Raw genomic sequence first — 26,219 nt, forward strand, 5'->3', positions numbered from 1 at the left:
CTATGCTCTAAGGCATGACGGTTTTGCCTTCTTCCCCAAGCTCTCCTTCCGCGAAGGTGGCCGCACGAACCGACCTCGCGGCGCTGCAGTTCAACCAGTGGACTGTGGTGGGCCTAACGCTGCTGGGCGTCGTGCTGGGCACATTTTCTGGCCTAGCATTCTTTGTGCTGTTGGCGCTGGGCGCGGCCATGTTGCTGGGTGCGGTGCGCCCCAACCTCTCGCCCCTGCGGGCCGCCTACCGAATGTCGGGGCCAGCGCTGGGCCTCAAGCCGGACGTGGTGGAAGAAGACCCCCGCGCCCATCACTTTGCACAGGGCGTGGGCGGCGTGTTCCTGCTGGCCGCCGGACTGAGTGGCGTACTAGGCCTGACTGTGCTGGGCACCGTATTGGGGCTGACGGTGGTGGCCCTCGCCGCGCTGAACTTATCGCAAAAAATCTGTGTGGGTTGCCTGATGTACTTCCACTACCGCCGCCTGCGCTTCGCCGTCCTCAGCCGCTGAATCCAGCCGTACACAAAGGAACTTGCCATGTCTGACATCGAAACCCTGAAAAAAGAACTGCCCCCCTTTGAAATCTTTGACCTGATTCCCCAGTACGCGGCGGCGGGCCAGATCGACCCGGAGAAAATCGACCTGCTGAAGTGGGCGGGCGTGTACCCCCAGCGGCCCCAAGAAGACGGCTTCTTGATGATGCGCGTGAAGGTGCCGACTGCCGAACTGAGCGCGGCCACAATGCGCGTGGTGGCGGGCATTGCCGAAGACTACGGGCGCGGCTTGTTGGACGTGACGGATCGTCAGGCCTTCCAGTTTCACTGGCTCCGCATCCAAGATATTCCCGACATTCTGAACCGCCTAGAAACGGTGGGCCTGCACACGCGCGGAGCCTGCGGAGACACCGTGCGGGCCGTGATCGCTTCGCCGCTGGCCGGACTGGATGCCCGCGAGCGCATCGACGTTCGCCCGCTGGCCACCGCGATGGAAGGCAGCCTGAGCGGCAACAAAGAGTTTGAAGACCTGCCCCGCAAGTTCAAGATCAGCATCACGGCGACGCCCGAATTGGAAGGCATTCACCACATCAACGACATTGGATTCCTTGCCCACGAAGTGAACGGGGAAGTCGGCTTTGACGTGTGGGTGGGCGGCGGCCTCGGCGCAGTAGCTCACCTTGCCAAGCGCCTCGGCGTGTTTATCCGGCCCGATCAGGTCATCGAAGTGGGCCGCGCTATTACCGGAGCCTACCGCGATCATGGTTACCGCCTGAACCGCAAAAAGAGCCGCCTGAAGTACCTGATCAAAGACCTCGGCCCCGAAAAATTCCGTGAAATCGTGGAAACGGAATACCTCGGTTACAAGTTGCCAGACGGCCCCGCCGCACCCGTGGCCCGCTTCGGCGGCAGCGATGTGCTGGGCGTGAACCCGCAGCGTGACGGCCTGAATTATGTGGTGCTGTCCACCACCGTGGGCCGGATTAATCCCGCCAAGGCCCGCGCTCTGGCCGATCTGTCGGAGCGCTACGGCAAGGGCGTGCTGCGGACTACCGCCTTCCAGAACATGATGATTCCGCACGTGCAGACGGAAGACGTGGACGCGCTGGTGACCGAACTTGCGCTGCTGGAACTGGCCCCCAAAGCTACCCTACGCGGCACCACGATTGCCTGCACGGGCACGCAGTTTTGCCGCCTCGCCCTCACCGAAACCAAAGCGCGAGTCGCGGGCATGATTGATGAGCTGGAGCCGAAGCACGCCGATCTGGACGTGCCCTTCGTGATCAACCTGACTGGGTGCAGCAACGCCTGCACGCGCTATCAGGTGGCCGATCTGGGCTTCATGGGAGCGCAGCGCATTCGCAAAGATGAAAGCGGCGAGGACGTGGCCGAAGAGGTCTACAACGTGCATCTGGCGGGTAGCATCGGGCAGGCGGAACGGCTGGGAGCCAAGCTGAAGGGTATCGTGCCTGCCACGCGCTTGACCGAATACACCGATAAGGTACTCAGCGACTTCAAGGCGAACAAGGGCGCGGGCGAGAGCTTTGTGGAGTACGCAGACCGCGTAGGCCAAGGCCACTTTTTGCCCGATACGGTATTGATCGACGCGCCTATAGCTGAGGCAGTGTTCGCATGAGCGCGGCTGCCACCCCAGAAGGCCGCGTGCTGTGGTTTACCGGGCTGTCGGGCGCGGGCAAAAGCACGCTGGCTTCTGCGCTGCACGCCGAACTGCTGGCAGCGGGCGTGAAGACCGAACTGCTGGACGGCGACGCCGTGCGCGAGAACCTCAGCAAAGGCCTCGGCTTTTCCAAGGCTGACCGGGATACCAACGTTCGCCGGATCGCCTTCGTGGCCGGATTGCTCGCCCAGCACGGCGTCACGGTGTTGGTCAGTGCCATTTCGCCCTACGCCGATACCCGCCGCGAGGTACTGGCCGCCCTGCCCAATACCGCCGAAATCTTTGTGGACGCCCCGCTGGAAACCGTGACCGAACGTGACGTGAAGGGGCTGTATCTGAAAGCCATCGCTGGAGAGATCGCACATTTTACTGGCGTGTCTGACCCTTACGAAGCGCCGACAGCGCCCGATCTGCACCTCAGAACAGACCGCTTGAGCGTGGAGGAATGCTTGAGCTTGTTGCGCCCTCTGGCTGGCCTTAAAGAGACTGTCTCCGCATGACCGCCCTAGAAGAACGGCCCACACAGTCTGCCGCCGTCTTCTCCCCTACCTTCGACGCCCAGACCGACCCGCTGGACGTGATCCGCTGGGCGCTCCAGACCCACCCTGATCTGACCATGCCCAGCGCCTTCAATCTGAACGGCGTGGTGCTGCTGGACTTGGCGGGGCGGGCGGGCTACACGGGCGAAGTGGTGTTCGTGGACACGGGCTACCACTTCCCCGAAACGCTGACCACGCGGGACAATCTGGCCACCCGCTACCCCCAGATGACTTTTGTGACGCTGAACGCGGGAGCTACGCCCGAAGACGGCCAAACCGATGCCAGTCTGTATTCGACTGACCCGGACGCCTGCTGCGCGGTACGCAAGGTGGCCCCGTTGCAGGCGTACTTGCGCCAGCGTGCGCCCTCGGCCCTGCTGAATGCCCGCAGCCGCGATCAAGCCAGCACCCGCGCCGACATTCCGTTTGTCGAGGAAGGCACACGCCGCAAGATCAATCCGCTGGCGTTCTGGACACGGGAGCAGTTGGAAGCCTACGCCGCCGCCCACGCCCTGCCCGTGAATCCTTTGTACGCCGATGGATTCCTGAGTGTGGGCTGCTGGCCCTGCACCCGCGCCGTGAAACCCGGAGAGGACGCCCGCGCCGGACGCTGGGCAGGCAAAGGCAAGACCGAATGTGGCCTGTGGGCCGGGGACGGGAAGCTGTGAAGATTCATTGCTGCGCCGGTATGACGATGACGCGATGTTCAGAGCTTTTTTAATCCTTCAATAGTTGACCTGTTTTATCCACCTTCAATCTTTTGAGTCTGAACCTTCACTACGGCTACAGCCCCGAGGTATCCCCCATGACCATCCTGCTCCCCACCGACCCCACCGCCACACTGCCTAAGCCCCTCGGCGGAAGCTTGGTCAACCGTATTCGTCGCGCTGGACATGACTTTGAGGCTGCCGAACTGGTGGGCCTGCCCCAACTGGAACTGGATGACCGCGCCTACGCCGATTTGGAAATGCTGGCGACGGGAGCCTATTCCCCACTGACCGGATTCGTGAATGAGGCCGATTACCTCAGCATCATTCAGCACCTGCGGTTGGACGATGGCACGCCGTGGAGCATTCCGATTACGCTGCCGGTGCGCCGCAAAGATGCGGGCACACTCCGGGGCCGTGTGGTGCTGACGCGGGGCGGCGAGGCGGTGGGCTGGATAGACGTGCAGGAGCAGTTCGACGCGCAAAAAGGGCTGGAATCCCGCGAGGTGTACCGCACCGAAGACCCAGCGCATCCCGGCGTGGCGGCCCTGTTGGCGCAGGGTGACGTGAACCTGAGCGGACCGGTGGCCCTGTTCGAGGTGCCACGCGGCGCATTTGCCCGCCACCACCGCACGCCCGCCGAAGTCCGCGAGGTCATCGAAGCGCGGGGCTGGCGCTCCAGCGTGGCTTTTCAGACCCGCAACCCGATTCACCGGGCGCACGAGTACCTGCAAAAAGTGGCGCTGGAACTGGTGGACGGCCTGCTGCTGCACCCGCTGGTGGGCACCACCAAAGGCGACGACGTGCCCGCGCACACCCGCGTAGAAGCCTATGAAGTGCTGCTAGACCGCTACTATCCACAGGCCCGCACGCTGCTCAGCGTGTACCCGGCGGCCATGCGCTACGCCGGGCCACGCGAGGCGATTTTGCACGCCCTGTCTCGGCGCAATTACGGCGTCACGCATTTCATCGTGGGGCGCGACCATGCGGGCGTGGGCAGCTATTACGGCACCTACGACGCGCAGGAGATTTTCGGGGCCTACACGGCGCAGGAACTGGGTATTCAGATTTTGAAATTTGAGCACACCTTCTATTGCCAGACTTGCGGCCAACTGGTCAGCCCACGCACTTGCCCCCACGATAGCAGCCACCACCTCATTCTCAGCGGCACCAAAGTCCGCGAAAAATTGCGGGCCGGAGAGCATCTGCCCGCCGAGTTTACCCGCCCAGAAGTGGCCGAAGTGCTACGGGCAGCGTACAGCGTTCAGCCCTAAATCTGCCCAAGCAAGAGTCGAAAGAGGCCGTGAACAACCTGTGAAGGCGCTCCCGGTCTATTCCGCTTGTGCCCCGAGCGCCCAACGTGTTCACTGCCCTCAGCCGCCTCTGGAGGAATCCTATGCAATCCAAACCGCCCCCGACAAAACGAAGTTTTTTGACGTTGGCAACGCCTTTTTTGCTGGCCGCCGCCCTGTCGCCTGAGGCCCACGCACTGGCCGCCACCACCGTTCGCCTCGGCTTTTTTCCTAACCTGACCCACGCGCCCGCACTTGTGGGCCTAGAGCGCGGCACCTTTCAGAAGGCGTTTGGGGCTGTGAAACTGGACGCCAAAGAATTCGTCTCGGGTACCACGCTGACCGAGGCGTTCGCGGCTGGGCAGGTAGACATTGCCTATATCGGCCCCGGCCCCGCCATCAACGCGGCGGGGCGCGGGATGCCCATCCAGTTTATTGCCGGAGCAAGTGAGGCTGGCGCGGTGGTGGTGGCCCGCAAAGACAGCCCGATCAAGAGTTATAAGGATCTGGGCGGCAAGAACGTGGCCGTGCCGAGTCTGGGCAACACGCAGGACATCAGCCTGCGCCACATCCTGAACGAGAACGCGCTGAAGTCGAAGACGGACGGCGGCACAGTCTTGATTACGCCGATTGCGCCCGCCGACATCGTGGCCGCCTTTGCTGCCAAACGGGTAGACGCGACGCTGGTGCCGGAGCCTTGGGGCGCGGTGCTGCAGGCGCAGGGACACCGCATCATCGGCACCGAAAAGACCGTGTGGCGTGATGGAAAGTACCCCACCACCATCGTGATCGTGAATACCAAATTCGCACAGGCCAACCCGCAACTGGTGGCCGCGTTTTTGAAGGCCCACACCGATGCGGTGGCCTTCCTCAACAAGAGTCCGGCAGCGGCGCAGGCAGCGGTCAATTCCCAGTTGTTCAAGCTGACCGGGGCCAAAATCGATCCCCGCGTAATGCAGCGTGCGTTTGCCCGGACACGCTTTACCACCGCCCTTGATCTGGAGGCGCTGAAAGAGTACTCGGCGCTGAATGTGGCCGCCGGATACGCCCGCACCGCCCCCGACCTCTCGCAGTTCCTGAAGAAATAAGATGACCACGCGCCCCGCAGAACTCCCGCGTGCCTCGTCCGGTCAGCCTTCGCGCTGGCGGGTCATCTCTTGGCAAATTATTGGTCTGGCCCTGATTCTCAGTGTCTGGTGGCTGGTCACCGATGTCCTCAAACTCTATCCGCCCTACGTGTTTCCTAGCCCCGGTGCGGTCTGGAAGGAAATCGAATACGGGCTGTTCGGCACTGGCCCGCAAGACGGCAAACTGCTGGATGCTATCGGCGGCAGCCTCCGCCGGGTGCTGACCGGATACGCCATAGCTGTGGTACTGGGCGGCATCGTGGGCCTGCTGATGGGCGCTTGGCTACCGCTGCGGGCCACGTTGGGCGCGTACCTCACGGGCATCCAGAGCGTGCCCAGCATCGCCTTCGTGCCATTCGCCATCCTGTTTTTGGGCCTCAACGAACGCGCCGTGCTGTTCGTGGTCATTCTGGAAGGCTTCATTCCGGTGGCGCTGGCGGTGTCGGGAGCCATTCTGAACGTCCCCCCTGCCCTGCGCGTGGCGGGCCGCACCCTCGGCGCACGCGGGTTAGGGTTGACCTTGCGGGTGCTGCTGCCTGCGTCGGTGCCCAATATCCTGACCGGACTCCGCACTGCTTGGAGCTTTTCTTGGCGGGCACTGGTGGGGGGCGAACTGCTGATCGCGGGCGTCGCTAGTTTGGGTGAGCAGCTAGAAGTGGGCCGCAACACCGCCAACGTGGGCTTGGTACTCGGTACCATCATCATCATCGGCATTATTGGCGGCCTGTTCGATACCGTGCTGCGGGCCATCGAGGGCCGGGTACGCCGCGATTACGGCTTAGAGGTGCAATCATGACAGCCACGATGGAGACTCCAGCCCCACCCGCCCCCCGCACCACCAATGGACGTGGGGCCAGCCTGACCCTAGACGGCGTGAGCTACCGCTATTCCGGGCGCGGCGCTGGGGCCAAAGCAGGCGTCGGGCCGCTGAACCTGAAGGTAGACGCCGGGGAATTCCTGTGCGTGGTGGGGCCGAGCGGCAGTGGCAAAAGCACGCTGCTGTCGCTGTTGGCCGGATTCCTGAAGCCGCAGCAGGGCCAAATTTTGCTGGCCGACACGCCCGTCGTGGGGCCGCACCCGCGCCTGACCCTCGTGCAGCAGGAAGCCGCTCTGTTTCCGTGGCGCACGGTGGCGGGCAACATCGCTTTTGGCCTAGAAAGCCAGCGCATTCCCCGCACCGAGCGCGACAGCCGAATCACCGACTCGCTCCGGCAAGTGGGCCTGACCGGATACGGAGACCGCCGCGTGCATGAACTGTCGGGCGGGCAACGCCAACGCGTGAGCCTTGCCCGCGCACTGGCGACTCAGCCGGGGCTGCTGCTGCTGGACGAACCGTTCAGCGCCCTCGACATCCAGACCCGCACCTCGCTGGCCGATGAACTGCTGGGCATCTGGTGGCAGCAAAAAATCACAGTGGTCTTCGTGACGCACCAACTGGATGAAGCCCTGCATCTGGGACAGCGCGTGGTGGCCCTCAAAGACGGCGCAGTGGCCCTCGACGCCCGCGCCAAAAACGTGAGTGTGAAGCAATTGCGGGAAACGTTGGAAGTTTAGAAGACAGTGAATCAAAACAGACAGGCAACCCGTCGCAAGGTTGCCTGTCTTTCAGGTGCAACTCGAGAGCTTACCATACGGATTCCGTATGATTCCCGTACAGTCGGGACAGCGCCGCCTGTCCGTCCATCTCCCGGAACCCGCACTTTTCCTTCTCCTTCCAGTCGGATTAAAAGCCAAATTGCACGGCTTTTAATCGGAATCGTATCAGTGCCCGCTCACCACCTCTTTCCCCCGCTGCTCCTGCGCCAGCCTGAGCCAGTTGATACGGCGGCTGCGGAGTTCGAAGATGATGACCTTCACGACTTCTTCTAGGCCACGCGCCAAAAATACGCCCCACACGCCTAGCGGGGTGTAGAGACCCAGCCAAATCGCCAGCGGCAGGCCCACCACGAACGCGCCGATCACGTCACCGATAATCACGCCTTTGCCGTCGCCTGCGCTGGGCAGCACGCCGCCGCCCACGATCATGTTGCGAACCTTGAAGACCTGTGTGGCCGCGTTGATCAGGATGCCGAAGAAGGCGATATTGCGAACCTCCTGCCCGACTGCCGGAAACACCAGCGGCAACAACAGGGCACTGAGCGCGAACAGCACGCCGAAGCCGAGGCCCGTGAGCAGACCCGCGCGGGTGATCCGGTGCAGCCAAGTCACGGCTCCGGGCGCGTCTCCGGCTCCCAGCGAGCGGCCAATCAGGACGGTGGCGGCGCTCATCAGACCAAAGCTGCCTACGATAAAGATGCCCTCCAAGGTCAGCACGATCTGGCTGGCGGCCAGTGCCACCGTGCCCACGCGGGCAAAGACGGCAGCGTACATGAATCCGCCGAGGCTCCATGCGAATTCGGTGAAGGCGAGCGGCGCGGCCACCGTGACCAACGGAGTAGCAATACCGCGCCAAGCGGCCCGATCTGGCACAGCAAACGCGGCCAAGTGGCGCGGCCCGTACACCTGATAGGCCAGCAGCGCCAGCTTCAGCGTCTGCGCGATCACGATAGCCCACGCCGCCCCCACGACGCCAAGTTCAGGCAGCGGGCCGACGCCGAACACGAGGCCATACGCGATGATGCTTTCGATGACCACCGTGATCATGGTGGCGACCATAGGCGTGCGGGCGTGCCCCAACGAGCGCAGCGCTCCACTCAGAATCCAGCCCATGACTCCCGGCACCAGCGCCAGCATGACCACCTGCATGTACGGAATGGCAATGGCCGTGACATCTTCCGCGCCGCCCGCCAAGCGCAGCAGCGGTTCTGCGCCCAGCACGATAGGAATGGTCAGCAGCCCCGCCACCACCAGACTGACGCCCAACGCGACGGTGAGCGTGCCGTTCACACCCGCCTGATCGCCTGCCCCGGCCCGCCGCGCCACCAGAATGCTGGTACCCGAACCGAGTGCGCCGAGCGTGACGAAGAACATGAAACTGACGCTTCCCGTGAGGCCGACTGCCGCCACTGCCACCGCGCCCAATGTGCCCACGATGACCTGATTGACGAAAGTCAAGACCAGTTGCAACACCATTTCAAGGCTAACGGGCACGGCAATACTCGCCATTTCACGGGCAGGAGAAATAGCCGGGGTAGGCGGCGGCAGCGAATTTTGAATCGATTCAGAAGAAGGGGGAGAAGTTACCGTCATAGCATTCACGCTACACGCTTGAGGCCGGAGCAGCATCAGCACTTTGGCGGGGCAGGCAGACGTGAACCCGGTGGGTAACAGGTATGAAGGGGGCAAAAAGAGTGCAGGACAGCTGGCCGGGAAGGGCGGGCTGTCCTGCTTGGAAGTTGAGGTGGAAGGTGAACCCCCCGCTGCTCACGCAATGCCCCCCCCTTAGACTTGAGAAGCTCCGCAGGAGAGGTGGGGACAAAAGCAGTTGCGCTCCCCTCAAGGGGGGCTGGCTGCGAAGCAGACTGGAGGGTTTGCACGCGGCTTCAATCTAACTTGGAAGGTGAACCCCCCCGTTGCTTTGCAACGCCCCCCCTTAAAGGGGAGGACAGGGGCCGATTACTCGCTCTGCTTTTCCCCAGCCTGTTCCGCCAACTGTGCCACACGCTCTGCACGGGGGTTCACGCTGTTCAGTACACGCTCAAAGGCGGCAACAACGCTATCAATTTGCTCGGTGGTAATGACCACTGGGGGCAGGAACCGCACGACGAGCGGCGTGGCTTGCAGGGCCAGCACGCCTTCCTGATGCTCCAACGCGTCGATGTAGGGCGCACTCTTCTCTTTCAGTTCCACGCCGATCATCAGGCCAAGGCCACGCACTTCACGGATTTTGGTGGACTTGATGGCCCGCAGTTTCTCCATAAAGTAGTCGCCCTTCACGCGAGCTTGCTCGGCCATGCCTTCGTTTTTCATGGCGCGGATGGCGGCCACACCAGCGGCCATGCTCAGGGGGTTGCCGCCAAACGTGGTGCCGTGTCCGCCCTTGGGCATCTTGTCGGCCACGTCGCCGGTCATGACGAATGCGCCGATGGGGACGCCGCCCGCCATTGCTTTTGCCAGCGTCATTCCGTCGGGCTTGACCAAGCAGTCGGCGGCCACGTTGCAGCCGCAGCGAATACCGTCGGCGTCTTGGCAGCTTTCGGCGCAGAAGTGTTCTACGGCAAACATTTTTCCGGTGCGGCAAAATCCGGTCTGAATTTCGTCCATGATCAGCAGCGCACCCTTCTCACGGGTGATCTGGCGTGCAGCACGGATAAAGTCGGCGTTGGCGGGGCGCACGCCACCTTCTCCTTGCACGGGTTCCAGAATCACGGCGGCAGTGTCCTCGGTAATCGCTGCACGCAGTTCTTCGATATTGCCGTAGGTCACGAACGACACGTTTTTGTTGTCTACAGCGTCACCAAACGGCTCACGGTACTTGGGTTCCCACGTCAGGGCCAAGGCTCCCAGCGAGCGCCCGCTGAAGCCGCGCTTCATGCTGACGAAGTGCTGGCGGCCCGTGGCGGTAATGGCGAATTTCTTGGCCGCTTCCATCGCCTCGGTGCCGCTGTTGCACAGGAACACACGGTCTAAGCCTTCGGGCAGCACGCTCACGAGTTCGGTCAGGAATTCGGCCCGCTTGTCGTTGGGCAGGCTTTGGGGCATCACCAGCAGCGTATCGGCCTGATCGCGGATAGCCTGCACCACGTCGGGGTGGCTGTGGCCGATAGTGGCGACGCCGTAGCCGCCCACGCAATCGATGTATTCGCGGCCACTCTCGTCCCAGACGTTTGAACCTTTGCCCCGCACCATCACGACTTGGTGCTTGTTGTACACACCGCTGTCGTGCCGATTTTCGGCGCTGAGCCAGTTGGAAGGGGCGGCATTGGTTTCGGTCTGAATAGGGTCTTGTACGGTCATAAGACCTCCTTGAAGGTTCCTGCTCTACTTGTTATTCAGTGTAGGACGGAAGTGGGGCCAAGATTGGACAAAGTTTAGGCTTAAGCCGGTCAGTGCTGGGTTGATCAGTCTTGGGCGGGATTCAGACGGGTCAACTCGGAAGGCAGATCGGGCCACTCGTCGGTCTGGGCGGCGGTGGGCTGCCAGTTTTCCTTGCCGCTCCAGTGCGTGATGCTGAGGGCGTACACACAGGTACGCGCCAGATCGCCCGCCGAAATAGGCCGGGTATCGCGTCCGACGACGAGGCCCGGAAACACCCGCTCGGACATGACGGTCAGCGCGGCGCGAGCTTCGGCTTTATCTGTCAGCACCCGCGCCGTGCCGAACGCGATGACGCTGCGGTACTGCACCGACAATTCCAGCGGATCGTTGCTGGGCAAGAGTGCCCCCAATTCGGACGCCTCGAAGGTGGTGCGGGCTGGGGCGGGCGTACTCTGTTCCGTATTGGCCCGCAGCCGCCCCGCGATATTAGTGTGATACACGATGTCGTGTGTGGCGGGGCGGTAGGCAAAAGCCAGCGGCGTGATGAACGGGAAGGCTTCGCCGTCGTCGCCCACCCAGACGCTGGAAATCCGGCCTACGCGCACGCGGGCCAACAGGGCCGTAATCCACTCATCGTCGCGCCGATTGTTGGGGCGGCGGCTGATGCTGGGGTCACGGGTGCGGGGATCGTAGTAGGAAGAGGTCATGTCAGCACCTTCTCGAAGTGATGGCAGGTGATGTTCAGGCCCGCTTTGAGGTACAGGCGGTGGGCGTCGAAGCGGTGCGGCCCCACGCCCGAATCCAGATGAAGTGCTTTGCAGTCCAGCCGCCGCGCCTCGGATTCCAGCCAGCGCAGCAGGGCCAGAGCGTGACCGCGCCCGCGTGCAGAAGGCAGCGTGGACAGATCATCTAAATACAGCATCCGGCCAAACGCCAGCGTCGTCATGACCCGGTAGCCTGCCACCGCTGCGGCCTCCTCACGCCCGGACTCGAAGGCTCCGGCGAGGCGGTAGTGTTCGGGCTGGGCGGCTTGCAAGTGGGCGGCCAACGTTTCGGCAGTTGCCAAAGCAGGCGCGTGGGGCCGCAGTTCGCGCAGGGCAGGCAAGGCCAAGTGCGCCTCCGCCGCCGTGATCGAGCGAAGATGAGGAGCTGCCGCGCCGCTCTCCCCCAGTACTCCACGTTTCGAATCACTCATCGCATCACTTCCCATAGCGTTACACTACCCTTATGGTGGCCCCCACAACAGTACCGCGATTGACAAAAAAGACCAGTCCACCTGTAGCCGTGAATCTGCCTCTGGCCCTGACCCTCAATCGGGAAAGCCCGGACGCCCTGCATCTGCAACTGGCCGCCCAACTGCGGGCCGGGGTCACGTCTGGCACGCTGGCGGCGGGGGTGGTGCTGCCGGGATCGCGGGCGCTGGCGGGGGCGCTGAAGGTGACGCGGGGCGTGGTGACGCTGGCGCTGGCAGAACTGGCCGCAGAAGGCGTGCTGGACGCGGTGCCGGGGGTAGGAATGCGCGTGGCGACAGGAGCCGCCCGCCCTGTGACGCTGCCAAGCGCGGCAGCCCTGCCCGCGTGGTTCGTCATGCCGCCGCCCGCTCCAGTCGATGCCGGACAGCCGCATGGGGGCATCTCGTTCAAGCCCGGTGTGGCCGCCTCGCATCTGCTGGATGTGCGGGCGTGGCGGGCGGCGTGGCAAGCGGCAACGCGCACCGCACCCGGCGGCGATTACGGCCCGGCGGCGGGGCAGTGGCCTTTGCGGGTGGCGTTGGCGGCATTTTTGGCGCGTTCGCGGGGGCTGAACGCTGACCCGGCGCGGCTGATGGTCACGGCTGGCAGCCTCAGTGCGCTGGGCCTGATCGCGGGCCTGCTTCCGCGTGGCAGCCGCGTTTTGTTCGAGAATCCGGGCTACCGGGCCGCCCGCCAAGTCCTACTGGATTCGGGCCACACGGTGATTCCAGTTCCCGTAGATGAAAACGGCCTGATCACGGATACTCTTCCCCCGGCGCGGTTGGCGGTGGTCACGCCGTCTCATCAGTACCCGTTGGGGGTGAGGATGGGTGTCCCCCGGCGCTTGGCCTTGCTGGAGTGGGCACGGCAACACGACGCCCTGATCGTAGAAGACGACTACGACGGAGAATTCCGCTACGGTGCGCCGCCGTTGCCGCCCCTGACCGCGCTGGATGAGGGAGAAGACGGCGGGGGCCGGGTGCTGTATCTGGGCACGCTGAGCAAAGTGCTGACGCCAGCGGTTCGCACGGGGTTTTTGGTGGCTCCGGCGGCGTTGTTGCCTGCGCTGGAGCGGGCGCGGGTACTGGCCGACGCCGGACACAATACGGTGACTCAGGACGCCCTGACCCACTTCATTCTGGGCGGCCACCTTGACCGCCACGTGCGGCGGGCGCGGCGCTGGCACGGGCAGCAGCAGGCAGCGTTGGCATCGGCCTTAGCGCCTCTGACCGAAGGGGAATTGGCCCAATTGGGTGGGATAGAAGCGGGCTTACACGCCTGCCTACACCTCTCGCCGCCCCTGAATGCAGAAGCGGTAGCCGCCGCCCTCGCCCTGCGCGGAATTTTTGTGGGAACATTGCGCCCCTTCACGGTAAAAATTTCTGCTCAGCAAGCCTTGGTCTTGGGCTACGGCGGCCTGACGGTGGCGCAGATAGAAGCGGGCGCGAGAGCGATTGTGGAGGTGGTGCGGGCCGAGTCAGGTAGATTGACCTCATGATTCAGATCACAGTTGACGGGTACGGAACGGTAGAGGCCCGCGAAGGCGAACGTTTGGTGTTGGCCCTAGAGCGCGGCGGAGTGGACATTTTGCACCGCTGCGGCGGCGTGGCCCGCTGCACCACCTGCCGAGTGCAGTTCAGCGCGGGCGAACCGGAAGCCATGACGCAGGCCGAGAAAGACAAGCTGACCGAAAAGGAAATGCAGATCGGCGGCCCGGACGGCGTGCGCCTGTCTTGCCAAATCGAATGCCACCATGACATGAGCCTGACGCCTGTGCAGACCGTACAGAACAGCGGTTTGGAAGCCGGAAAAGCCCCAGCGGAAGGGCTGGAGCCGGAAGCAGTTTGGGTGTGAGGGACTAGAAAGAGTCTCGAACATTTAGGATTGCCCTATCACTCGTGTTGAGGGCAATCGCGTTGCTCACTCACCCTCTCTGCTTCGCAGCTCTGCGAGTCCCAGCCTCCCCCCTCAAGGGTGAGGAGCTAAAACCACGACACCGCCACCCCACACCGTCCCCGCCCAAGTGCGTGTGAGGCCGTCATCCGCGCAGCGGGTGGGCCAATTCCATTTCCAAGACAACTGGCAATTCCGCTTCAGATGAGCAAGAACGCCGACTTGAAACGCGACAAGATCAATCCTCCTCAGCGGAGCGCTAACTCCCCTGACCCCTTTGGGGGCGGGGGCGGGGGGGTGGGGGAGAACGTGGGAGAGATTCAACAAACCTACTAAATTTCCCCTAAAACCCCAACGCCTACCGCAGCCAGTCCTCCCCCACCTCCGCCACAGGCCGCCCCGCCAGATCATCCACCTCGTCTTTACGGGTGGCCCACGCCGGAAACGGATAATTCACCAGCAGTGGCGTCGGCACATCCGGCTGAGAAATCAGCATGGTGCCGGGTTGCAAAATGCCCGCCCGCGCCCGGAAACTCTGGGGCAAGAAGCGGTATTCGGGGCGCTCGGCTTCGGCAAGGTCTAGGCGGCCCACCACGCGAATCGCGGCGTTGGAGACGATCCGGCGCTCCACTTCGCTGGCGGTCTGCTGTGCCCCGATCAGGATGATGCCGAGGCTGCGGCCACGCTCGGCAATGTCCAGCAAAATGTCTTTGATGGGGCCGCCGCCCTCGCGTGGGGCGTACTTGTTCAACTCGTCCAGCACCACAAATACGGTGTCTTGACGCCCGTTTTTTTCCTTGTGCTCGAACAGATCACGCAGTAGGACGCCTACCACGAACATCTGGGCGGGGCCAGACAGGTTGTGAATGTCCACGACGCTCAGTTGGTACGGCCCGCGAATCAGGTTGGGGCGGAATTGTTCGGCCTGCTGGGGCGTCAGGTCGCCGCGCACGAGGGGCGTCAGGGTCTTTTGCACGCCACGCAAGCGGCGCGTGAAGGCCCGCAAGGTGCCCTGATTTTGGTTCAGCACCCAGCGTTTGTCGCCTAGGCCGTCGTTTTCCTCCAGCAGTTTGTATTCGAGGTACGAAATCAGTTGCGAGAACGTTTGGATGCGGGTTTTGCCGAGGTCATCGAAGCTGAGGCCCTCGTCGATGATCTGATCCGGTTCGGCCTGCCAGTCCTCGACGTGCAGCGCGGAGCTGTTGTCTTTTTGCGCCTGCGCCAGCTTGAACAGTTTTTCCTCGATATTGCCAATAACAAAACCCAGGTTCAGGCTACCGCCCGCGTCGCTGAACACGTAGGGCAGCATCCGGCCCAAGCAGAATTCGCGCAGGGTGAACACGAATGGCGTCACGCCCTCGGAGCGCTGATCGACGTGTGGCACGATCACGCCGCCCACCGCGCTCTCACGGGGCGGGGCCAAGAACTGCACGTCGCGGAAGGGGGTCATGGGCAGGCCCAACATGCTGTAACGGTCTTGGGCAAAGCCTTTGCCGAGGCGGGCCTTGTCTTCGCGGTCTATGACTTTGGAGTTGGGCTTGTCCAGAAACAGCAAATCCTCGCCCTTTACGTTGAAGATGATGGCCCGCCCGCCCGCTGTGCCCGCCATCTGGCCGCCACTTTTGGCCGCCACCCGATCCATCACGCCGCTCCGGAAAATGGAGTGCAGCAGGAACAGCGCGTAACTGGTTTTGGTGGCCACCCCGCTGATGCCGGAAATGTTGATGTGGCCGCCGCTTTCGCCGTTGATGAAGCGGAAGTTCAGCGGCAGGGTCTGCCCATCGGCCAGCAGGCCCGCCGGAAACGCGGCTTCTTCCATCTTGTCGGCACTGAGGGCCATGTGCAGCGCCTCGCCGCGTGCGTGGGCCACCAGATCCCCCGGCTGGGGCGGAATAAAGTCTTCGGGGCTGACACGGGTCACCAGCACGCGGGCCGCATACGACACGGCGGCGGGCAGCACTCCAGCCACCACATCGGCCACATCGGACTCGAAGGTAATGCCCTCGTGCCGCTTGCGAACGCTGTCCACGAGGCCGTAAAAGTTGACGGGCTGGCCGTCTGGTTTGTGCGTCTGCACCACCACCAAGTCGTCGAGCTGCACGCTGGAACCGGGCGTGACCGCGAACCAGAAGATCGTGGGCGTGGCGTCTTCGGTGCCCAACACCATGCCAATCGTGCGGGCGGGTTCCGCCAATCTCAGGCCACCCGTCATGCCAGAACCGCTGGGTCGAAGGTGCGGGCGATATGCGCCCGAATCCGGCGCGTGACCAGATCGGCGCTGCCCATGCTGCGGGCCATCGCCTGCTCCAGCGCGGCTGTGGGAATCAGGTTCTGGGGGGCGCGGGGGTCTTTGTGGGCGTGGCTGCCCAGCCTCAGCAGCAGGTTGCCACTCAGGTTCGCCACCTGCCGGACAATCGGGGGCAAAAAGTCGGGTTCGTCGGGCGCGTACATTTCCAGCCTCATCACGCCGCTCATGGGGTGCTGATAGAACGCGGCCTCGCACAAACGCACGTACCAGATAAAGCGTGTGACCGTTTTGTTGTTGTACTGCATGTGCAAAATCGGCGTGCGCTCCCCCGGTTTCAGCTCGGCCAGCAATGAGGCCCGGTCTGGGGGCAAGTACATGGTCTGAATGGTTTTGACACAGCCCACGACTGCGCCGTACAGGTTTTTGCCGCGCAAGGTGCCGTCCTGCACGCTCAGGGTGGTCAGCCATTCGCGGTCATCTTGTTCGTCTATGGGCACAGCGGACGCGTACCCATGCGAGAGTTCCTGTTCGTCGGCCAGCATCGCCTGTTGCAACGTGTGCAGCGCGGCCAGCGGGTCAGATGTGGTGTTCTCCAGCGGGTTATACAGCAACCTTCCCGTGTGCGGGTCGCGGGGCGAAAGCGTGCAGGGATCAAGCCGCAGCCCCGGCGCGTGCGCCAGTACCCGCTTGGCCTTCACGTCGGTCAGTTCGGCAGGCCGCGTGCCGTGTGGGCACAGACTGACCGCGCCTACCACATACGCCCCGAACCCGCCCATGCCCGCCGCGCCGTCATCGTCTTCAATAAACACGCGGGATTCCATGCGCCGCTTGCCGTCTACCACGTACACCCGCTCCAAGCGTTCGGGAATGGGCCGCGCCGCCACAGCCGCCCAGCGCGGCGTTTCTATGTCGATCAATTCACCTTCAAAGGGCGTCAGGGCCAGTTGCCCGCCCTCTATGTCTACAGGCCAAGGGTCAAGTCTAATCCGCATTGGGCGCATTGTAGAGGGGTTGTCAGTGGTGAGTGGTAAGTGGTGAGTGGAAAGGGCAACCCCCCCGTTGCTGGCGCAACGCCCCCCCTTAGAGGTGGGGACAACAGCTTTTGCGCTCCCCTCTAAGGGGAGGTGGCCCGAAGGGACGGAGGGGTTCACACGGAAGCGTCGTCTAAATCCCCCCTCAAAAAGAAGAAGGCGAGCCACCCCTATTCAGGTGCCCCGCCTTCCTCTTTTCCCACTGACTACTCACGACTAACGGTTCTTTATCCGTGATACCCGCTCAATGCCCGCAGTTGCCGCTCATCGGTCAGCGTCAGGCAGCGATAGGCGGGCGTCAACAGGCCGTCGTCGCGCATCTCGCCGATCAGTTTGCTCACGCTTTCGCGGGTGGCTCCGGTGCCCTCGGCAATCAGTTCGTGTGTGGCGCGCACAAAACGCAGGTTGTCGGGGTGCGTGCCGCCCAGGCTGGAATCGGCCAAGTTCAGCAGGTAGCGGGCAATGCGTTCGCGCAGTTCGCCGTCCTGAATGTGAACGCCGTCGTTCATCACGCGCTGGAGTTGGGTGCTGAGGCTGCGCGTGACTTCCCACAGCTCTGCGCCCGTGAGGTGCTGCAAATGAATGGGCGTGATGGTGGCGTCGGTAAGCGCCATGACCTGATGGCTACGGGGCTGGTCGTGCAAGGTTTCTTCGCCGAAAATGTCGCCGGGGCGCATGTGGCGCACGGTCAGGTTGCGGCCCTGAGGAGTCAGACGCACGGCCCGCAAGAGTCCAGTTTCGACCCGGTACAGCGTAGGGGCCTGATCTCCGGCGTAGTACAGCGTGTCGCCCCGGCGAATCGGGCGGCTACGGAGGTCGAGGGCGTTGGGCGACATGCTGCCGGTGGTGCTGACTGGGTTGGAGGGATACAGGGCCATGACGCGCTCCTTGGTGTGAGGACGGCGGGGCCGCTGGTGCGTCCAGACGGTCGGCTGCCGTGCCTTTGTACGTAGACTGTACAAGGTTTGTACAACCTTAGATAGTTCAAACTTCACACTGGCGGGGGTATCCGACACCCTCTAAAGATTGCTTTAAGATTGAACAGTCTGAAGCCCGTCTGATGCGCACCCTCACGCCGCTCAGGGCTTGGGCAGTAGGGTACAGAGATGCTCACTCCCTCTAAAACACTCACCCTCACGCTGCTGGCGCTTGGCCTCGGCACGGCGCAGGCGGTCACGTTTGGCGGCCTGACCGTGACGCCGCGTGGCCCCCAGACGCTGAATCTGGAAACGGGCGCAACCGAACTGCCACAGGGCGGAACCGCCACCGACAGCCGGGGCGGAATCAAGTTGGTGGCGTCGGCCATGCAACTGAGTCCGGGCAGCGCACTGAAGGCCCAAAACGCCACGCTGACCACGCGGCAGGGCGGCACTTTGCGGGCTCAAAACGTGACTTACGACCTGAAGGCCGGAACTCTGACTGCCACAGGCAACGTGACCTACGCCGACGCGAGACTGAAAGGCGTGACCGCCAATACCATCACACTGTACGTAAAAACGGGATTTGTGACGGCCACAGGCGGCGTCAAGGCCACCACTCCGGCCCTGTCGGGTGCGCTACTGGTCTTCGACAGTCAGACCATGCAGACGCTGCTGGGCGGCCCCTTCAGTCTGAAAACCTCGGCTGGAGCCAAGGCGGGCGCAGCGGGAGAGCGCTTGCTGCTGGCCTTCGCGGGCAACCGCCTGACCCGCACCTCCGCACCGGACGCGGGGGCGTTGGCGCGGTTTGGGCCGTACCTGAAATAGCGAAAATGTCTAAGGTCAAGGCTCTAAGAAAGGTCAAGGGCCACCCAGTGAGTGCCCCCACCCCAGCACTTTAGACCTTTGACTTTTAGACTCCTAGACGCTCCTCGCAGCACAGCCGAACCCGCTTGCCGCCCTATTCCGAATCGTTGCCTACGATCCAACCATCGATCACCTGAACCGGGGGAGACTGCAGCACGCCCACCAAGATCAAGACGTCGCTGAGGCACTGGGTTTTTACCCGGTACCACTGATCGACAATCTGAACATCCAGACGGTAAGGATCGGCAGGATTGTGCAAATCTAGGCGGTAATTGCTGATCGGATGGGTTCCGTCAGGCGCGGTGGGTACGGCAAGCATGGTGACTCCTAGGCACAAGGCTTTCTGGTTCCAGGGGGGGGAACAGGGCACCGGACAAGTCGCCGGAGGAAGGTCTTGCGCCTGAGTTACTGTTCAGCTTAAAACTGCCGAGCTTGGGCTGTACTGGGAAAAATTACATTCGTCGCAGTGGCTTACATTCGCCAAGTGTGAAGACTGAAACACTCGGCCCAGATCAGCGAGATTGTCCGCAAAATTTGCCGTCTGAGAAGGGTTTTGTAGCTGTGGTGGGCGCGTGTTAACCTCTGGCCTAAACCAGCATGACCGAGCAGTACCACCCAAAGGGGGTATCCATGACCGCACACCTGATGGCAGGGTTTCTGCCGTTTGAACACGAGCCTTACCACGACTTCGCCCAGCCCGCCGTGGCGCAGGCCCAGCGCGAAGCATTCGCAAAAGTCCGGGAGCAATACAGGGGCCGCACGTTCGGGCTGTACATCGGCGGCGAGCGGGTAGAGGGCCAAGGCTCCTACGAGGTTCGCAACCCCGCCGACACCCGCGAAGTGGTCTGGTGCTTTCCCAAAGCCAGCGCCCAGCAACGGGACGAAGCGGTTGCCGCCGCGCAGCACGCCTTCGAGACGTGGCGCTTTTCCGATCCGTTGCAGCGAGCCAGTATTTTCAAGCGGGCCGCCGAACTGCTGCGGGCGCGGCGCATGGAATTTAACGCTGTGATGACGCTGGAAAACGGCAAGAACTGGGCCGAAGCCGACGGCGAAGTGGCCGAATCGGTAGATCATTTTGAAGTGTTTGCCCGCGAAACCTTGCGCTGGGCCGAGGGCAAACCCGTGTACCCTATGCCCGACGAACACGTGACCACCGTGTACGAACCGTTGGGCGTGGTGGTCTGTATCAGCCCGTGGAACTTTCCGAGTGCTATTCCGCTGGGCATGGCCTTGGGCGCACTGGCGGCGGGCAATACCGTAATTTGGAAACCAGCCAGTGAAACGCCGCTGTCGAGCCTGCTGATGCTGGAATTGCTGTTTGAGGCGGGCTTGCCCAGAAACACGGTGCAGTTTCTGACCGGAACCGATGACGTATTGGGTGACCCCCTCGTCGACAACCCACAGGTGCGAATGATCGCCTTCACGGGCAGCAAGGAAATCGGCTGCCGGATCGTGGAACGCGCCGCCAAAGTGCAACCGGGCCAGAAGTGGATCAAGCGTGTGATGGCCGAAATGGGCGGCAAAGACCCGACGGTGGTGTGTGCCGACGGAGACGTGGAAGCCGCAGCGGTGGGGATCGTGCAGGCGGCGTTCGGGTACGCGGGCCAGAAGTGCAGCGCCTGTAGCCGGGTCATTGCTGAAGACGGCGTGTACGACGCCTTGCTTGATCGTGTAACCGAACTGGCGCGGGGTCTGAAGGTGGGCCTGCCGGAAGACAACGGGGCCATAGGGCCAGTGATTCATGCCGGAAGCGCCGAGCGGATTGGGCGGGCGGTAGAAGCCGGACAGAAGACGGCGCGGCTGGTGCTGGGCGGCGAGACCCCCGATATGGGCGACAGACAAGGCGGCTACGTCTCCCCTACCATCTTTGCCGATGTCGACCCCCGCGATCCCCTGTTTCAAGAGGAAATCTTTGGCCCGGTGCTGGCGTTTACTCGCGCCCGCGACTGGCAACACGCCATAGACCTCGCCAACGATTCGGACTATGGCCTGACCGCCGCCTTCTACAGCCGCGACCCCCACAAAATCAGCGAGGCGCGGCGGCGAATGCATGTGGGCAACCTGTACATCAACCGCAAATGCACGGGCGCACTGTCTGGCACGCACGCGTTTGGCGGCTACGGCATGAGCGGCACGAATGCCAAGGTGGGCGGCCCGGATTATCTGTTCTGGTTTTTGCAGACGAAGACGGTGGCGCAGAGGTACTGAGGAAAGGATTGTCTAAGGGTCGAGAGTCTAAGGGATTAAGAAGGGCATTCGCTGACGCTCACTCACCCCCTCCCCAACCCACTGCTTCGCAGCTCTGCGAGTCCCCCTCTCCTACGCAGCTGTACCAGCCAAGGGAGAGGGAGTAACACAAAGTTTCACAAGTCCCCTTAGACCCCCCCACAACCTAAACTGTCCCCATGACCGACGCCCCCACCCCAGACCGCAATGAACGCGCCCAGATCGCCTTTGCCCGCCTGCTGCCCAAGCTGTTTCGCGGCGGGCAGGCGTTTGTAGGTGTAGAAGCCACGCTGTCGGGCTTAGATGCCGAGACCGCTTGCCAACGCCCCCCGCACCTACCGCACAGCGTAGCCGAACTGCTGGCCCACGTGAATTGGTGGAACCGCTGGATGCTGGCAATTATCGAAGAAGGCCGCGCTCAGCCCTACCCTGCCCACGCCGCCGAAACATGGCCCGCCGTTCAGGAATCCGATTGGCGGCGCACCCGCAACGACTTTTACGAACTGCTGGCCCGCATAGACCCACACGCCGCCCGCCCTGACCTTGCCAGCCCGGTGAACCACGAGGAAACCATTGGCGAACTGTTGGCCGATATGGCCCTGCACACGGCGCACCACTTTGGCCAAATTGTGACCGTGCGGCAGGCATTGGGAGCATGGCCTCCAGCGGGGGGCGGCGATACGTGGTGAGGCGGGCAAACCCCCTCAAAGAGGAGCGCAAAATCAGTTGTCCTCCCCTTAAGGGGGGGCATTGCGAAGCAATGGGGGGGTTCACCTTCCATCTCCATTCTCTCTGCATAAAAGGCCCCCAACCATGACCCAGACCGCCCCAACGCCCGCCGATCAACCCATTCAGTCCACCACATCCAGCGTGTTTTACCGCTCCAGCAAGGCTTACCCAGTGGCCGTGCGGGGCGAAGGCGTGTATCTGTACGATTCGGACGGCAAGCGCTATCTGGACGGCAGTTCCGGGGCGTTGGTGGCAAATATCGGGCATGGGCGGGCAGAAGTTGGTGAGGCGATGGCGGCGCAGGCCCGCACTCTGGCGTTTGTGCACGGCTCGCAGTTCACGTCGCCAGTGTTGGAGGAATACACGGCACGGCTGGCGGCCTTTCTGGACTTGCCGAATTACCGATTTTGGGCCGTATCGGGCGGATCGGAGGCCACCGAAAGCGCCATTAAATTAGCGCGGCAATACCACGCCGAGCGGGGCGACACGGCAAGGTTCAAGATTGTGACGCGGATTCCCAGTTATCACGGGGCGTCGCTGGGAGCGCTGGCGGCCAGTGGCATGGGCGCACGCCGCAGCCTGTACTTGCCGCTGATGCGTGAGGATGCGTGGCCCAAAATGCCCAAGCCTGACCCGGCGCTCAGTGGAGAAGCCGACGCTGAACGCCTGCGGGCCGTGCTGGAAGCGGCGGGGCCAGAGTCGGTGGCGGCGGTGATGGTGGAACCTGTGGTGGGCGCGTCGGATGCGGCGCTGTCGCCGGGGGCGGGCTATCACACGCGCCTGCACGCGATTTGCAAGGAATACGGCGTGCTGCTGATTGCCGATGAAGTGATGAGCGGCATGGGCCGCTGCGGCGTTCCGCTGGCCGTCCGTCTGACCGATCCCGTGACGCCCGACATCGTGGTACTGGGCAAAGGGCTGGCGGCAGGGTACGCACCCCTCGCCGGACTGATGGCAAGCGCCGAGATTTACGACACCGTGATGGGCGGCAGCGGCGCATTCAAGCACGGATTCACCTACGCGGGCCACCCGGTCAGCGTGGCGGCGGGCCTGAGCGTGTTGGACATCGTGGAGCGGGAAGGCTTGGTGGCAAAGGCACAAGAACGCGGCGCACACCTGCTGGCCGGACTACGTGAATTGAAAGCCAAATACGCACAGGTGTTGGAGGTGCGAGGGCAAGGGCTGCTGCTGGGCATGGTGCTGGGCAATCCGGCCACTGGGGAAGCTTACCCGACACCCGGTTTGGCCGAGCGGGTAGCCGCCGCTGCACGGGCACGCGGCCTGATCACCTACCCCGGAAGTGGCGCGCTAGACAGCGTGCGCGGCGATCATCTGCTGTTGGGGCCACCGCTGAGTATCTCGGCGGCAGAAGTGGAAGAAATGCTGGCAGCGCTGGATGGGGCGCTGGGAGAGAGCAGCACTGGCTGAACCCGATTACCTACAAGAACCTGCCCCAGATTCCTGCTGACCAAGCGAGACTGGGGCAGATTTAGTTGTGAAAACTTGATTCGGTAAAATCAGATCAACAACCTACTCCGCTGCAACCTCGGCCTTGGCTTCTTCCAACCGCTGGCCCTCTTCGTGCGTTACATCGGCCAAATTTTCGCGCAGTTCGGCCAACTTCTCCTCACGGTCTACATTGGGGTCTAGGCCGTTGGCGTCGGCGCTTCCGGTGGCTCCCTGCATGCCGTCTTCTACAATTTCATGCTGGTCTTCACGCTGGCTCTGTTCGGGTTGGGTCATACCTGAGCCTGAAGCATGAGCATGAAGGCCCGCCGGGAAAAAGGTCAAGGCCGTATTTATGGACGGCTGGGCCGAGAACACAGACCCCAACGCCCGCACACTGACGCTGGACGCCGCCACCGCCGCCTCTACCAACCGCAGGCGCACCGAATTGGGGGCGTGGGCAAACACGCGCAGCATGGTGCGGGCCAAAGCGGGCGTAGGCGTGCGCGGGGCTAAAAAGGCGTGCCAGTGCGTGGCAGGTAGCCTAAAAAATGAGTGGAAGAAGGCGGGGAGGCCATCTGCCGGAAGCCTCAGCAGGGCGTCCAGTCCCATTAACCCAAGTTCGCGGGCGGCGCGGCGTTCGGGGGGCCAGAGGGCGTGCCACGCGGCTTGGGTGGCTCCTTCTCCATCGGGCAGGGCGTCGGCTATAGCCTGCGCTACCGCCGGAGCATCGGCCAACGCCCCCGACACCTGAAACCCGCTGACCGGATGCACCAAGCCGCCCGCCGCGCCGTAAGCCAGCACCGGGCCGGGTTCGGGGGCCGCCGTATTCATGGGGAAGGCCACCCACTCGGTAAATTCTATGTGGCTGGGAGGCGTGCCAGCCGCGTTCAGGCGGGCGTGCAGGCGGGCTTCCAACTCGGTGCGGGTCAGGCCGGGGCGGGCCACCAGACTGGTTTCCTGCACGAAGTACCGCTGCCCGCCGAGGTGCATGGCATACAGGAAAGTAGGGGCGGCATCCGGCAGCAAATTGGAAGGCTGCCGCCAATCCATCCAAACCATCGCGCCGGGTGCGCTGGGTGGGTGGGCAAAAGTGGCCGTAATACCATAAGCCGTTTGCAGGGCCGCGCCGCCCGGATGCGTGGGCTGCGTGAGGGTGCCGCCATGCCCCCCCGCATCCACGATTACGCGGGCGGGCCAGCGTTCGCCCGCCGCGCCGTGCGCCAGCAGCAACGCGCCGGGGATAGAACGAGGATCGGCACGAAGGACGGTGCCCTGCGTCCAAGTCAGATTCTTTCCTGCGCGGGCCAGCATGGACTCCAGCAGCGCGGCGTTGTCTATCAGCGCATACGGGCGCGTGAGGGCGGTGGCTTTCGGCCCGGTGTAAGCCCGCACATCAGCCCACACGTCAGCGGTGCAGGCGCGTGCCCAAGCAGGCAATTCGTCCAGCCACGCGCCGTAGGTGGGCGCAAAACGCCGGGGCGGATGCGGGGCCACGAGGCGCACCTGGAGGCCGCGCACCGCCAGTTCAGCCGCCAACGCCACACCCGCTGGGCCGCCGCCGATCACTAGAACATCGGTCATGGGGCTGTCTGTGGAGGTGGCATGTGGAAGGCTGGCCGCCGTGTCGTGCTGCATTCGGCTCAGCCTAGCGCGGGCCGGGGCGGGGGGAGTGTGGGGATTGATTCTGGGGAGGGCTGGGGATTGTCTAAGGGTCTAGGGTCTAAGGTGATGGGGCAGGGTGTCGCTGAATTGCTCCAGCACGGAGCAACAGCCTGAGCCTAAGCCAGCAGCCCTCCTTAGACCCTTAGACCCTAGACTCATAGACGCCCTTCGCCCTAGCCACCACACTCCAATTTCCACCGCCAAAACATCAGCAAATGCTCAAGGCCCGCGCAGGCTTCCCCCAAGGCCGGAGTGTGCCCCAAGTGCCCGCAGGCCGCCGCCGCACCCGCTAGCGTGAGTCATGTTCAAGGCCAGCTCCTCAATTCCTCATTCCACCGCTCGCCCCCGCCGCGCCCGCACCGCCGCGCTGCTGATAGGGGCCGTGTCTCTGCCGCTGCTGATCGCCGCCTGCTCGCCGCAAAACGCGCAGGAGAACCTCAACCGCGTGGTGTCCACTCGTGGCCTAGACGTGAAGTACAACCAGCGCTACGGCCCCGATGCCCGCAACGTGCTTGACGTGTATTCGCCCGAAGGCGTGACCAACGCACCCGTCGTACTGTTTATTCACGGTGGCTCTTGGGAAGGCGGCGACAAGGAAGGCCACAAGTTTGCAGGCGAATCGTTGGCACGTGCCGGGTACGTGACGGGCGTGATGAATTACCGCCTCGCCCCCACCAACCGCTACCCCAGCTACGTGCAGGACGCCGCCGCCGCCCTGAAGTGGATGCGCGACAACGCCAAGTCGGTAGGCGGCAACCCCGACAACCTGTTCGTGATGGGCCACTCGGCGGGCGGGTTCAATGCTGTAGAAGCCGTGGTCAACGAACGCTGGCTGCGTGAGGCGGGCGTGCCGATTGCCAGTGTGCGCGGCGTGATCGGCATTGCCGGGCCGTATTCCTACGATTTCCGCGACTTCCCCAGTGCCCGTGCCTTCCCGGTAGGCGGCAACCCCGACGACATCATGCCAGACCGCCATGTCCGCAAAGACGCGCCCCCGCACCTGCTGCTGGTGGCCGAAAACGACAGCGTGGTGTACCCGATGAACGCCGTGAATATGGAAGCGGCCCTGAAAGCGGCGGGCATTCCCGTGACGCGCAACGTGATTCCCCGCGTCAACCATGTGACGATCATGGCGGCGGTGGCGCGGCCTCTGACCTTCTTAGGGAATACGCGCCAGCAGGCGATTGACTTTATAGAGAAGTACCGGGCGCGGTAAGGAAC

The 26,219-nt window shown here is 63.3% G+C and carries 24 protein-coding genes; 15 read left to right on the forward strand and 9 right to left on the reverse strand.

From position 1 onward, the window contains the following. The first annotated feature begins 14 nt into the window (after positions 1-14). From SU48_RS09310 to SU48_RS09345, 8 genes are all read left to right on the forward strand, one after another. Positions 15-500, forward strand: a complete 486-nt coding sequence (locus SU48_RS09310; RefSeq protein ID WP_064015015.1) for a DUF4395 domain-containing protein — start codon at positions 15-17, stop codon at positions 498-500. A 27-nt stretch (positions 501-527) separates the two neighbouring features. Next, the gene (locus tag SU48_RS09315; protein ID WP_064015016.1) at positions 528-2,120 is read left to right on the forward strand and encodes a nitrite/sulfite reductase; all 1,593 of its coding nucleotides are present in this window, start codon (positions 528-530) and stop codon (positions 2,118-2,120) included. Beyond that, the gene (gene cysC, locus SU48_RS09320; RefSeq protein ID WP_064015017.1) at positions 2,117-2,662 is read left to right on the forward strand and encodes an adenylyl-sulfate kinase; all 546 of its coding nucleotides are present in this window, start codon (positions 2,117-2,119) and stop codon (positions 2,660-2,662) included. The genes SU48_RS09315 and cysC overlap by 4 nt, the downstream gene beginning before the upstream one ends. Continuing rightward, on the forward strand, positions 2,659-3,369 hold the full coding sequence (locus tag SU48_RS09325) for a phosphoadenylyl-sulfate reductase (RefSeq protein ID WP_064015018.1): 711 nt from the start codon (positions 2,659-2,661) through the stop codon (positions 3,367-3,369). The genes cysC and SU48_RS09325 overlap by 4 nt, the downstream gene beginning before the upstream one ends. 137 nt (positions 3,370-3,506) lie before the next feature. Then, positions 3,507-4,682, forward strand: coding sequence for a sulfate adenylyltransferase (gene sat, locus SU48_RS09330; protein WP_064015019.1), 1,176 nt, complete (start codon positions 3,507-3,509; stop codon positions 4,680-4,682). A 122-nt stretch (positions 4,683-4,804) separates the two neighbouring features. Beyond that, complete coding sequence (locus tag SU48_RS09335) at positions 4,805-5,788, forward strand: aliphatic sulfonate ABC transporter substrate-binding protein (protein ID WP_064015020.1); 984 nt, start codon at positions 4,805-4,807, stop codon at positions 5,786-5,788. 1 nt (position 5,789) lies between these two features. Then, entirely contained in the window at positions 5,790-6,623 is an 834-nt protein-coding gene (locus SU48_RS09340) for an ABC transporter permease (RefSeq protein WP_064015021.1), read from the forward strand. Beyond that, positions 6,620-7,381, forward strand: coding sequence for an ABC transporter ATP-binding protein (locus SU48_RS09345; RefSeq protein ID WP_064015022.1), 762 nt, complete (start codon positions 6,620-6,622; stop codon positions 7,379-7,381). Before SU48_RS09340 ends, SU48_RS09345 begins: the two co-directional genes overlap by 4 nt. A gap of 207 nt (positions 7,382-7,588) precedes the next feature. Here SU48_RS09345 and SU48_RS09350 read toward each other — a convergent pair whose 3' ends face one another. The 4 genes from SU48_RS09350 to SU48_RS09365 form a co-directional block, all read right to left on the reverse strand. Further along, entirely contained in the window at positions 7,589-9,016 is a 1,428-nt protein-coding gene (locus SU48_RS09350) for an MATE family efflux transporter (protein ID WP_064015023.1), read from the reverse strand. Between the two features lie 366 nt (positions 9,017-9,382). Then, a complete protein-coding gene (locus SU48_RS09355; RefSeq protein ID WP_064015024.1) occupies positions 9,383-10,723 on the reverse strand; it encodes an aminotransferase class III-fold pyridoxal phosphate-dependent enzyme in 1,341 nt (446 codons plus the stop codon). Positions 10,724-10,827: 104 nt separating this feature from the next. Next, positions 10,828-11,451, reverse strand: coding sequence for a pyridoxamine 5'-phosphate oxidase family protein (locus SU48_RS09360; protein ID WP_064015025.1), 624 nt, complete (start codon positions 11,449-11,451; stop codon positions 10,828-10,830). Next, the gene (locus SU48_RS09365) at positions 11,448-11,939 is read right to left on the reverse strand and encodes a GNAT family N-acetyltransferase (RefSeq protein WP_082869735.1); all 492 of its coding nucleotides are present in this window, start codon (positions 11,937-11,939) and stop codon (positions 11,448-11,450) included. Before SU48_RS09365 ends, SU48_RS09360 begins: the two co-directional genes overlap by 4 nt. Before the next feature lie 32 nt (positions 11,940-11,971). On the opposite strand from SU48_RS09365, the gene pdxR reads away from it, so the two are divergent. Both pdxR and SU48_RS09375 read left to right on the forward strand, forming a co-directional pair. After that, positions 11,972-13,474 carry a MocR-like pyridoxine biosynthesis transcription factor PdxR gene (pdxR, locus tag SU48_RS09370; RefSeq protein ID WP_231881590.1) on the forward strand — a complete coding sequence of 501 codons (1,503 nt, stop codon included), beginning with the start codon at positions 11,972-11,974 and terminating at the stop codon, positions 13,472-13,474. Continuing rightward, complete coding sequence (locus tag SU48_RS09375; protein WP_064015026.1) at positions 13,471-13,830, forward strand: 2Fe-2S iron-sulfur cluster-binding protein; 360 nt, start codon at positions 13,471-13,473, stop codon at positions 13,828-13,830. Before pdxR ends, SU48_RS09375 begins: the two co-directional genes overlap by 4 nt. A gap of 397 nt (positions 13,831-14,227) precedes the next feature. On the opposite strand, the gene SU48_RS09380 is transcribed toward SU48_RS09375, so the two are convergent. From SU48_RS09380 to SU48_RS09390, 3 genes are all read right to left on the reverse strand, one after another. Next, entirely contained in the window at positions 14,228-16,081 is a 1,854-nt protein-coding gene (locus SU48_RS09380; RefSeq protein ID WP_064015027.1) for an ATP-binding protein, read from the reverse strand. After that, positions 16,078-17,118, reverse strand: coding sequence for a nuclease (locus SU48_RS09385; protein WP_157451138.1), 1,041 nt, complete (start codon positions 17,116-17,118; stop codon positions 16,078-16,080). Before SU48_RS09385 ends, SU48_RS09380 begins: the two co-directional genes overlap by 4 nt. Positions 17,119-17,375: 257 nt before the next feature. Beyond that, a complete protein-coding gene (locus SU48_RS09390; protein ID WP_064015029.1) occupies positions 17,376-18,026 on the reverse strand; it encodes a Crp/Fnr family transcriptional regulator in 651 nt (216 codons plus the stop codon). Positions 18,027-18,254: 228 nt separating this feature from the next. On the opposite strand from SU48_RS09390, the gene SU48_RS09395 reads away from it, so the two are divergent. Beyond that, complete coding sequence (locus tag SU48_RS09395) at positions 18,255-18,893, forward strand: hypothetical protein (RefSeq protein ID WP_064015030.1); 639 nt, start codon at positions 18,255-18,257, stop codon at positions 18,891-18,893. A gap of 133 nt (positions 18,894-19,026) precedes the next feature. Here the strand turns inward: SU48_RS09395 and SU48_RS09400 are convergent, their stop codons facing one another. Further along, positions 19,027-19,251, reverse strand: coding sequence for a hypothetical protein (locus tag SU48_RS09400; RefSeq protein ID WP_064015031.1), 225 nt, complete (start codon positions 19,249-19,251; stop codon positions 19,027-19,029). A gap of 311 nt (positions 19,252-19,562) precedes the next feature. Between SU48_RS09400 and SU48_RS09405 the strand changes: the two genes are divergently transcribed. From SU48_RS09405 to SU48_RS09415, 3 genes are all read left to right on the forward strand, one after another. Further along, positions 19,563-21,140: an L-glutamate gamma-semialdehyde dehydrogenase gene (locus tag SU48_RS09405; RefSeq protein ID WP_064015032.1), complete on the forward strand. Its 1,578-nt coding sequence runs from the start codon at positions 19,563-19,565 to the stop codon at positions 21,138-21,140. Between the two features lie 197 nt (positions 21,141-21,337). Beyond that, entirely contained in the window at positions 21,338-21,847 is a 510-nt protein-coding gene (locus tag SU48_RS09410; protein WP_064015033.1) for a DinB family protein, read from the forward strand. 124 nt (positions 21,848-21,971) lie between these two features. Beyond that, positions 21,972-23,315 carry an aminotransferase family protein gene (locus SU48_RS09415; protein ID WP_064015034.1) on the forward strand — a complete coding sequence of 448 codons (1,344 nt, stop codon included), beginning with the start codon at positions 21,972-21,974 and terminating at the stop codon, positions 23,313-23,315. Positions 23,316-23,417: 102 nt separating this feature from the next. Here SU48_RS09415 and SU48_RS09420 read toward each other — a convergent pair whose 3' ends face one another. Continuing rightward, complete coding sequence (locus SU48_RS09420; RefSeq protein WP_064015035.1) at positions 23,418-24,971, reverse strand: lycopene cyclase family protein; 1,554 nt, start codon at positions 24,969-24,971, stop codon at positions 23,418-23,420. 328 nt (positions 24,972-25,299) lie between these two features. Between SU48_RS09420 and SU48_RS09425 the strand changes: the two genes are divergently transcribed. Continuing rightward, positions 25,300-26,214 carry an alpha/beta hydrolase gene (locus SU48_RS09425; RefSeq protein ID WP_064015036.1) on the forward strand — a complete coding sequence of 305 codons (915 nt, stop codon included), beginning with the start codon at positions 25,300-25,302 and terminating at the stop codon, positions 26,212-26,214. The last annotated feature ends 5 nt before the right edge of the window (positions 26,215-26,219 follow it).

The organism is Deinococcus puniceus, from assembly GCF_001644565.1.
Lineage (GTDB): Bacteria > Deinococcota > Deinococci > Deinococcales > Deinococcaceae > Deinococcus > Deinococcus puniceus.

Excerpts from the sequence above, each read along its gene's own strand:
- SU48_RS09310 (WP_064015015.1), top strand. The coding sequence starts at position 15 with ATGACGGTTTTGCCTTCTTCCCCAAGCTCTCCTTCCGCGAAGGTGGCC.
- SU48_RS09315 (WP_064015016.1), top strand. The coding sequence starts at position 528 with ATGTCTGACATCGAAACCCTGAAAAAAGAACTGCCCCCCTTTGAAATC.
- cysC (WP_064015017.1), top strand. The coding sequence starts at position 2,117 with ATGAGCGCGGCTGCCACCCCAGAAGGCCGCGTGCTGTGGTTTACCGGG.
- SU48_RS09325 (WP_064015018.1), top strand. The coding sequence starts at position 2,659 with ATGACCGCCCTAGAAGAACGGCCCACACAGTCTGCCGCCGTCTTCTCC.
- sat (WP_064015019.1), top strand. The coding sequence starts at position 3,507 with ATGACCATCCTGCTCCCCACCGACCCCACCGCCACACTGCCTAAGCCC.
- SU48_RS09335 (WP_064015020.1), top strand. The coding sequence starts at position 4,805 with ATGCAATCCAAACCGCCCCCGACAAAACGAAGTTTTTTGACGTTGGCA.
- SU48_RS09340 (WP_064015021.1), top strand. The coding sequence starts at position 5,790 with ATGACCACGCGCCCCGCAGAACTCCCGCGTGCCTCGTCCGGTCAGCCT.
- SU48_RS09345 (WP_064015022.1), top strand. The coding sequence starts at position 6,620 with ATGACAGCCACGATGGAGACTCCAGCCCCACCCGCCCCCCGCACCACC.
- SU48_RS09350 (WP_064015023.1), bottom strand. The coding sequence starts at position 9,016 with ATGACGGTAACTTCTCCCCCTTCTTCTGAATCGATTCAAAATTCGCTG.
- SU48_RS09355 (WP_064015024.1), bottom strand. The coding sequence starts at position 10,723 with ATGACCGTACAAGACCCTATTCAGACCGAAACCAATGCCGCCCCTTCC.
- SU48_RS09360 (WP_064015025.1), bottom strand. The coding sequence starts at position 11,451 with ATGACCTCTTCCTACTACGATCCCCGCACCCGTGACCCCAGCATCAGC.
- SU48_RS09365 (WP_082869735.1), bottom strand. The coding sequence starts at position 11,939 with ATGAGTGATTCGAAACGTGGAGTACTGGGGGAGAGCGGCGCGGCAGCT.
- pdxR (WP_231881590.1), top strand. The coding sequence starts at position 11,972 with ATGGTGGCCCCCACAACAGTACCGCGATTGACAAAAAAGACCAGTCCA.
- SU48_RS09375 (WP_064015026.1), top strand. The coding sequence starts at position 13,471 with ATGATTCAGATCACAGTTGACGGGTACGGAACGGTAGAGGCCCGCGAA.
- SU48_RS09380 (WP_064015027.1), bottom strand. The coding sequence starts at position 16,081 with ATGACGGGTGGCCTGAGATTGGCGGAACCCGCCCGCACGATTGGCATG.
- SU48_RS09385 (WP_157451138.1), bottom strand. The coding sequence starts at position 17,118 with ATGCGCCCAATGCGGATTAGACTTGACCCTTGGCCTGTAGACATAGAG.
- SU48_RS09390 (WP_064015029.1), bottom strand. The coding sequence starts at position 18,026 with ATGGCCCTGTATCCCTCCAACCCAGTCAGCACCACCGGCAGCATGTCG.
- SU48_RS09395 (WP_064015030.1), top strand. The coding sequence starts at position 18,255 with ATGCTCACTCCCTCTAAAACACTCACCCTCACGCTGCTGGCGCTTGGC.
- SU48_RS09400 (WP_064015031.1), bottom strand. The coding sequence starts at position 19,251 with ATGCTTGCCGTACCCACCGCGCCTGACGGAACCCATCCGATCAGCAAT.
- SU48_RS09405 (WP_064015032.1), top strand. The coding sequence starts at position 19,563 with ATGACCGCACACCTGATGGCAGGGTTTCTGCCGTTTGAACACGAGCCT.
- SU48_RS09410 (WP_064015033.1), top strand. The coding sequence starts at position 21,338 with ATGACCGACGCCCCCACCCCAGACCGCAATGAACGCGCCCAGATCGCC.
- SU48_RS09415 (WP_064015034.1), top strand. The coding sequence starts at position 21,972 with ATGACCCAGACCGCCCCAACGCCCGCCGATCAACCCATTCAGTCCACC.
- SU48_RS09420 (WP_064015035.1), bottom strand. The coding sequence starts at position 24,971 with ATGCAGCACGACACGGCGGCCAGCCTTCCACATGCCACCTCCACAGAC.
- SU48_RS09425 (WP_064015036.1), top strand. The coding sequence starts at position 25,300 with ATGTTCAAGGCCAGCTCCTCAATTCCTCATTCCACCGCTCGCCCCCGC.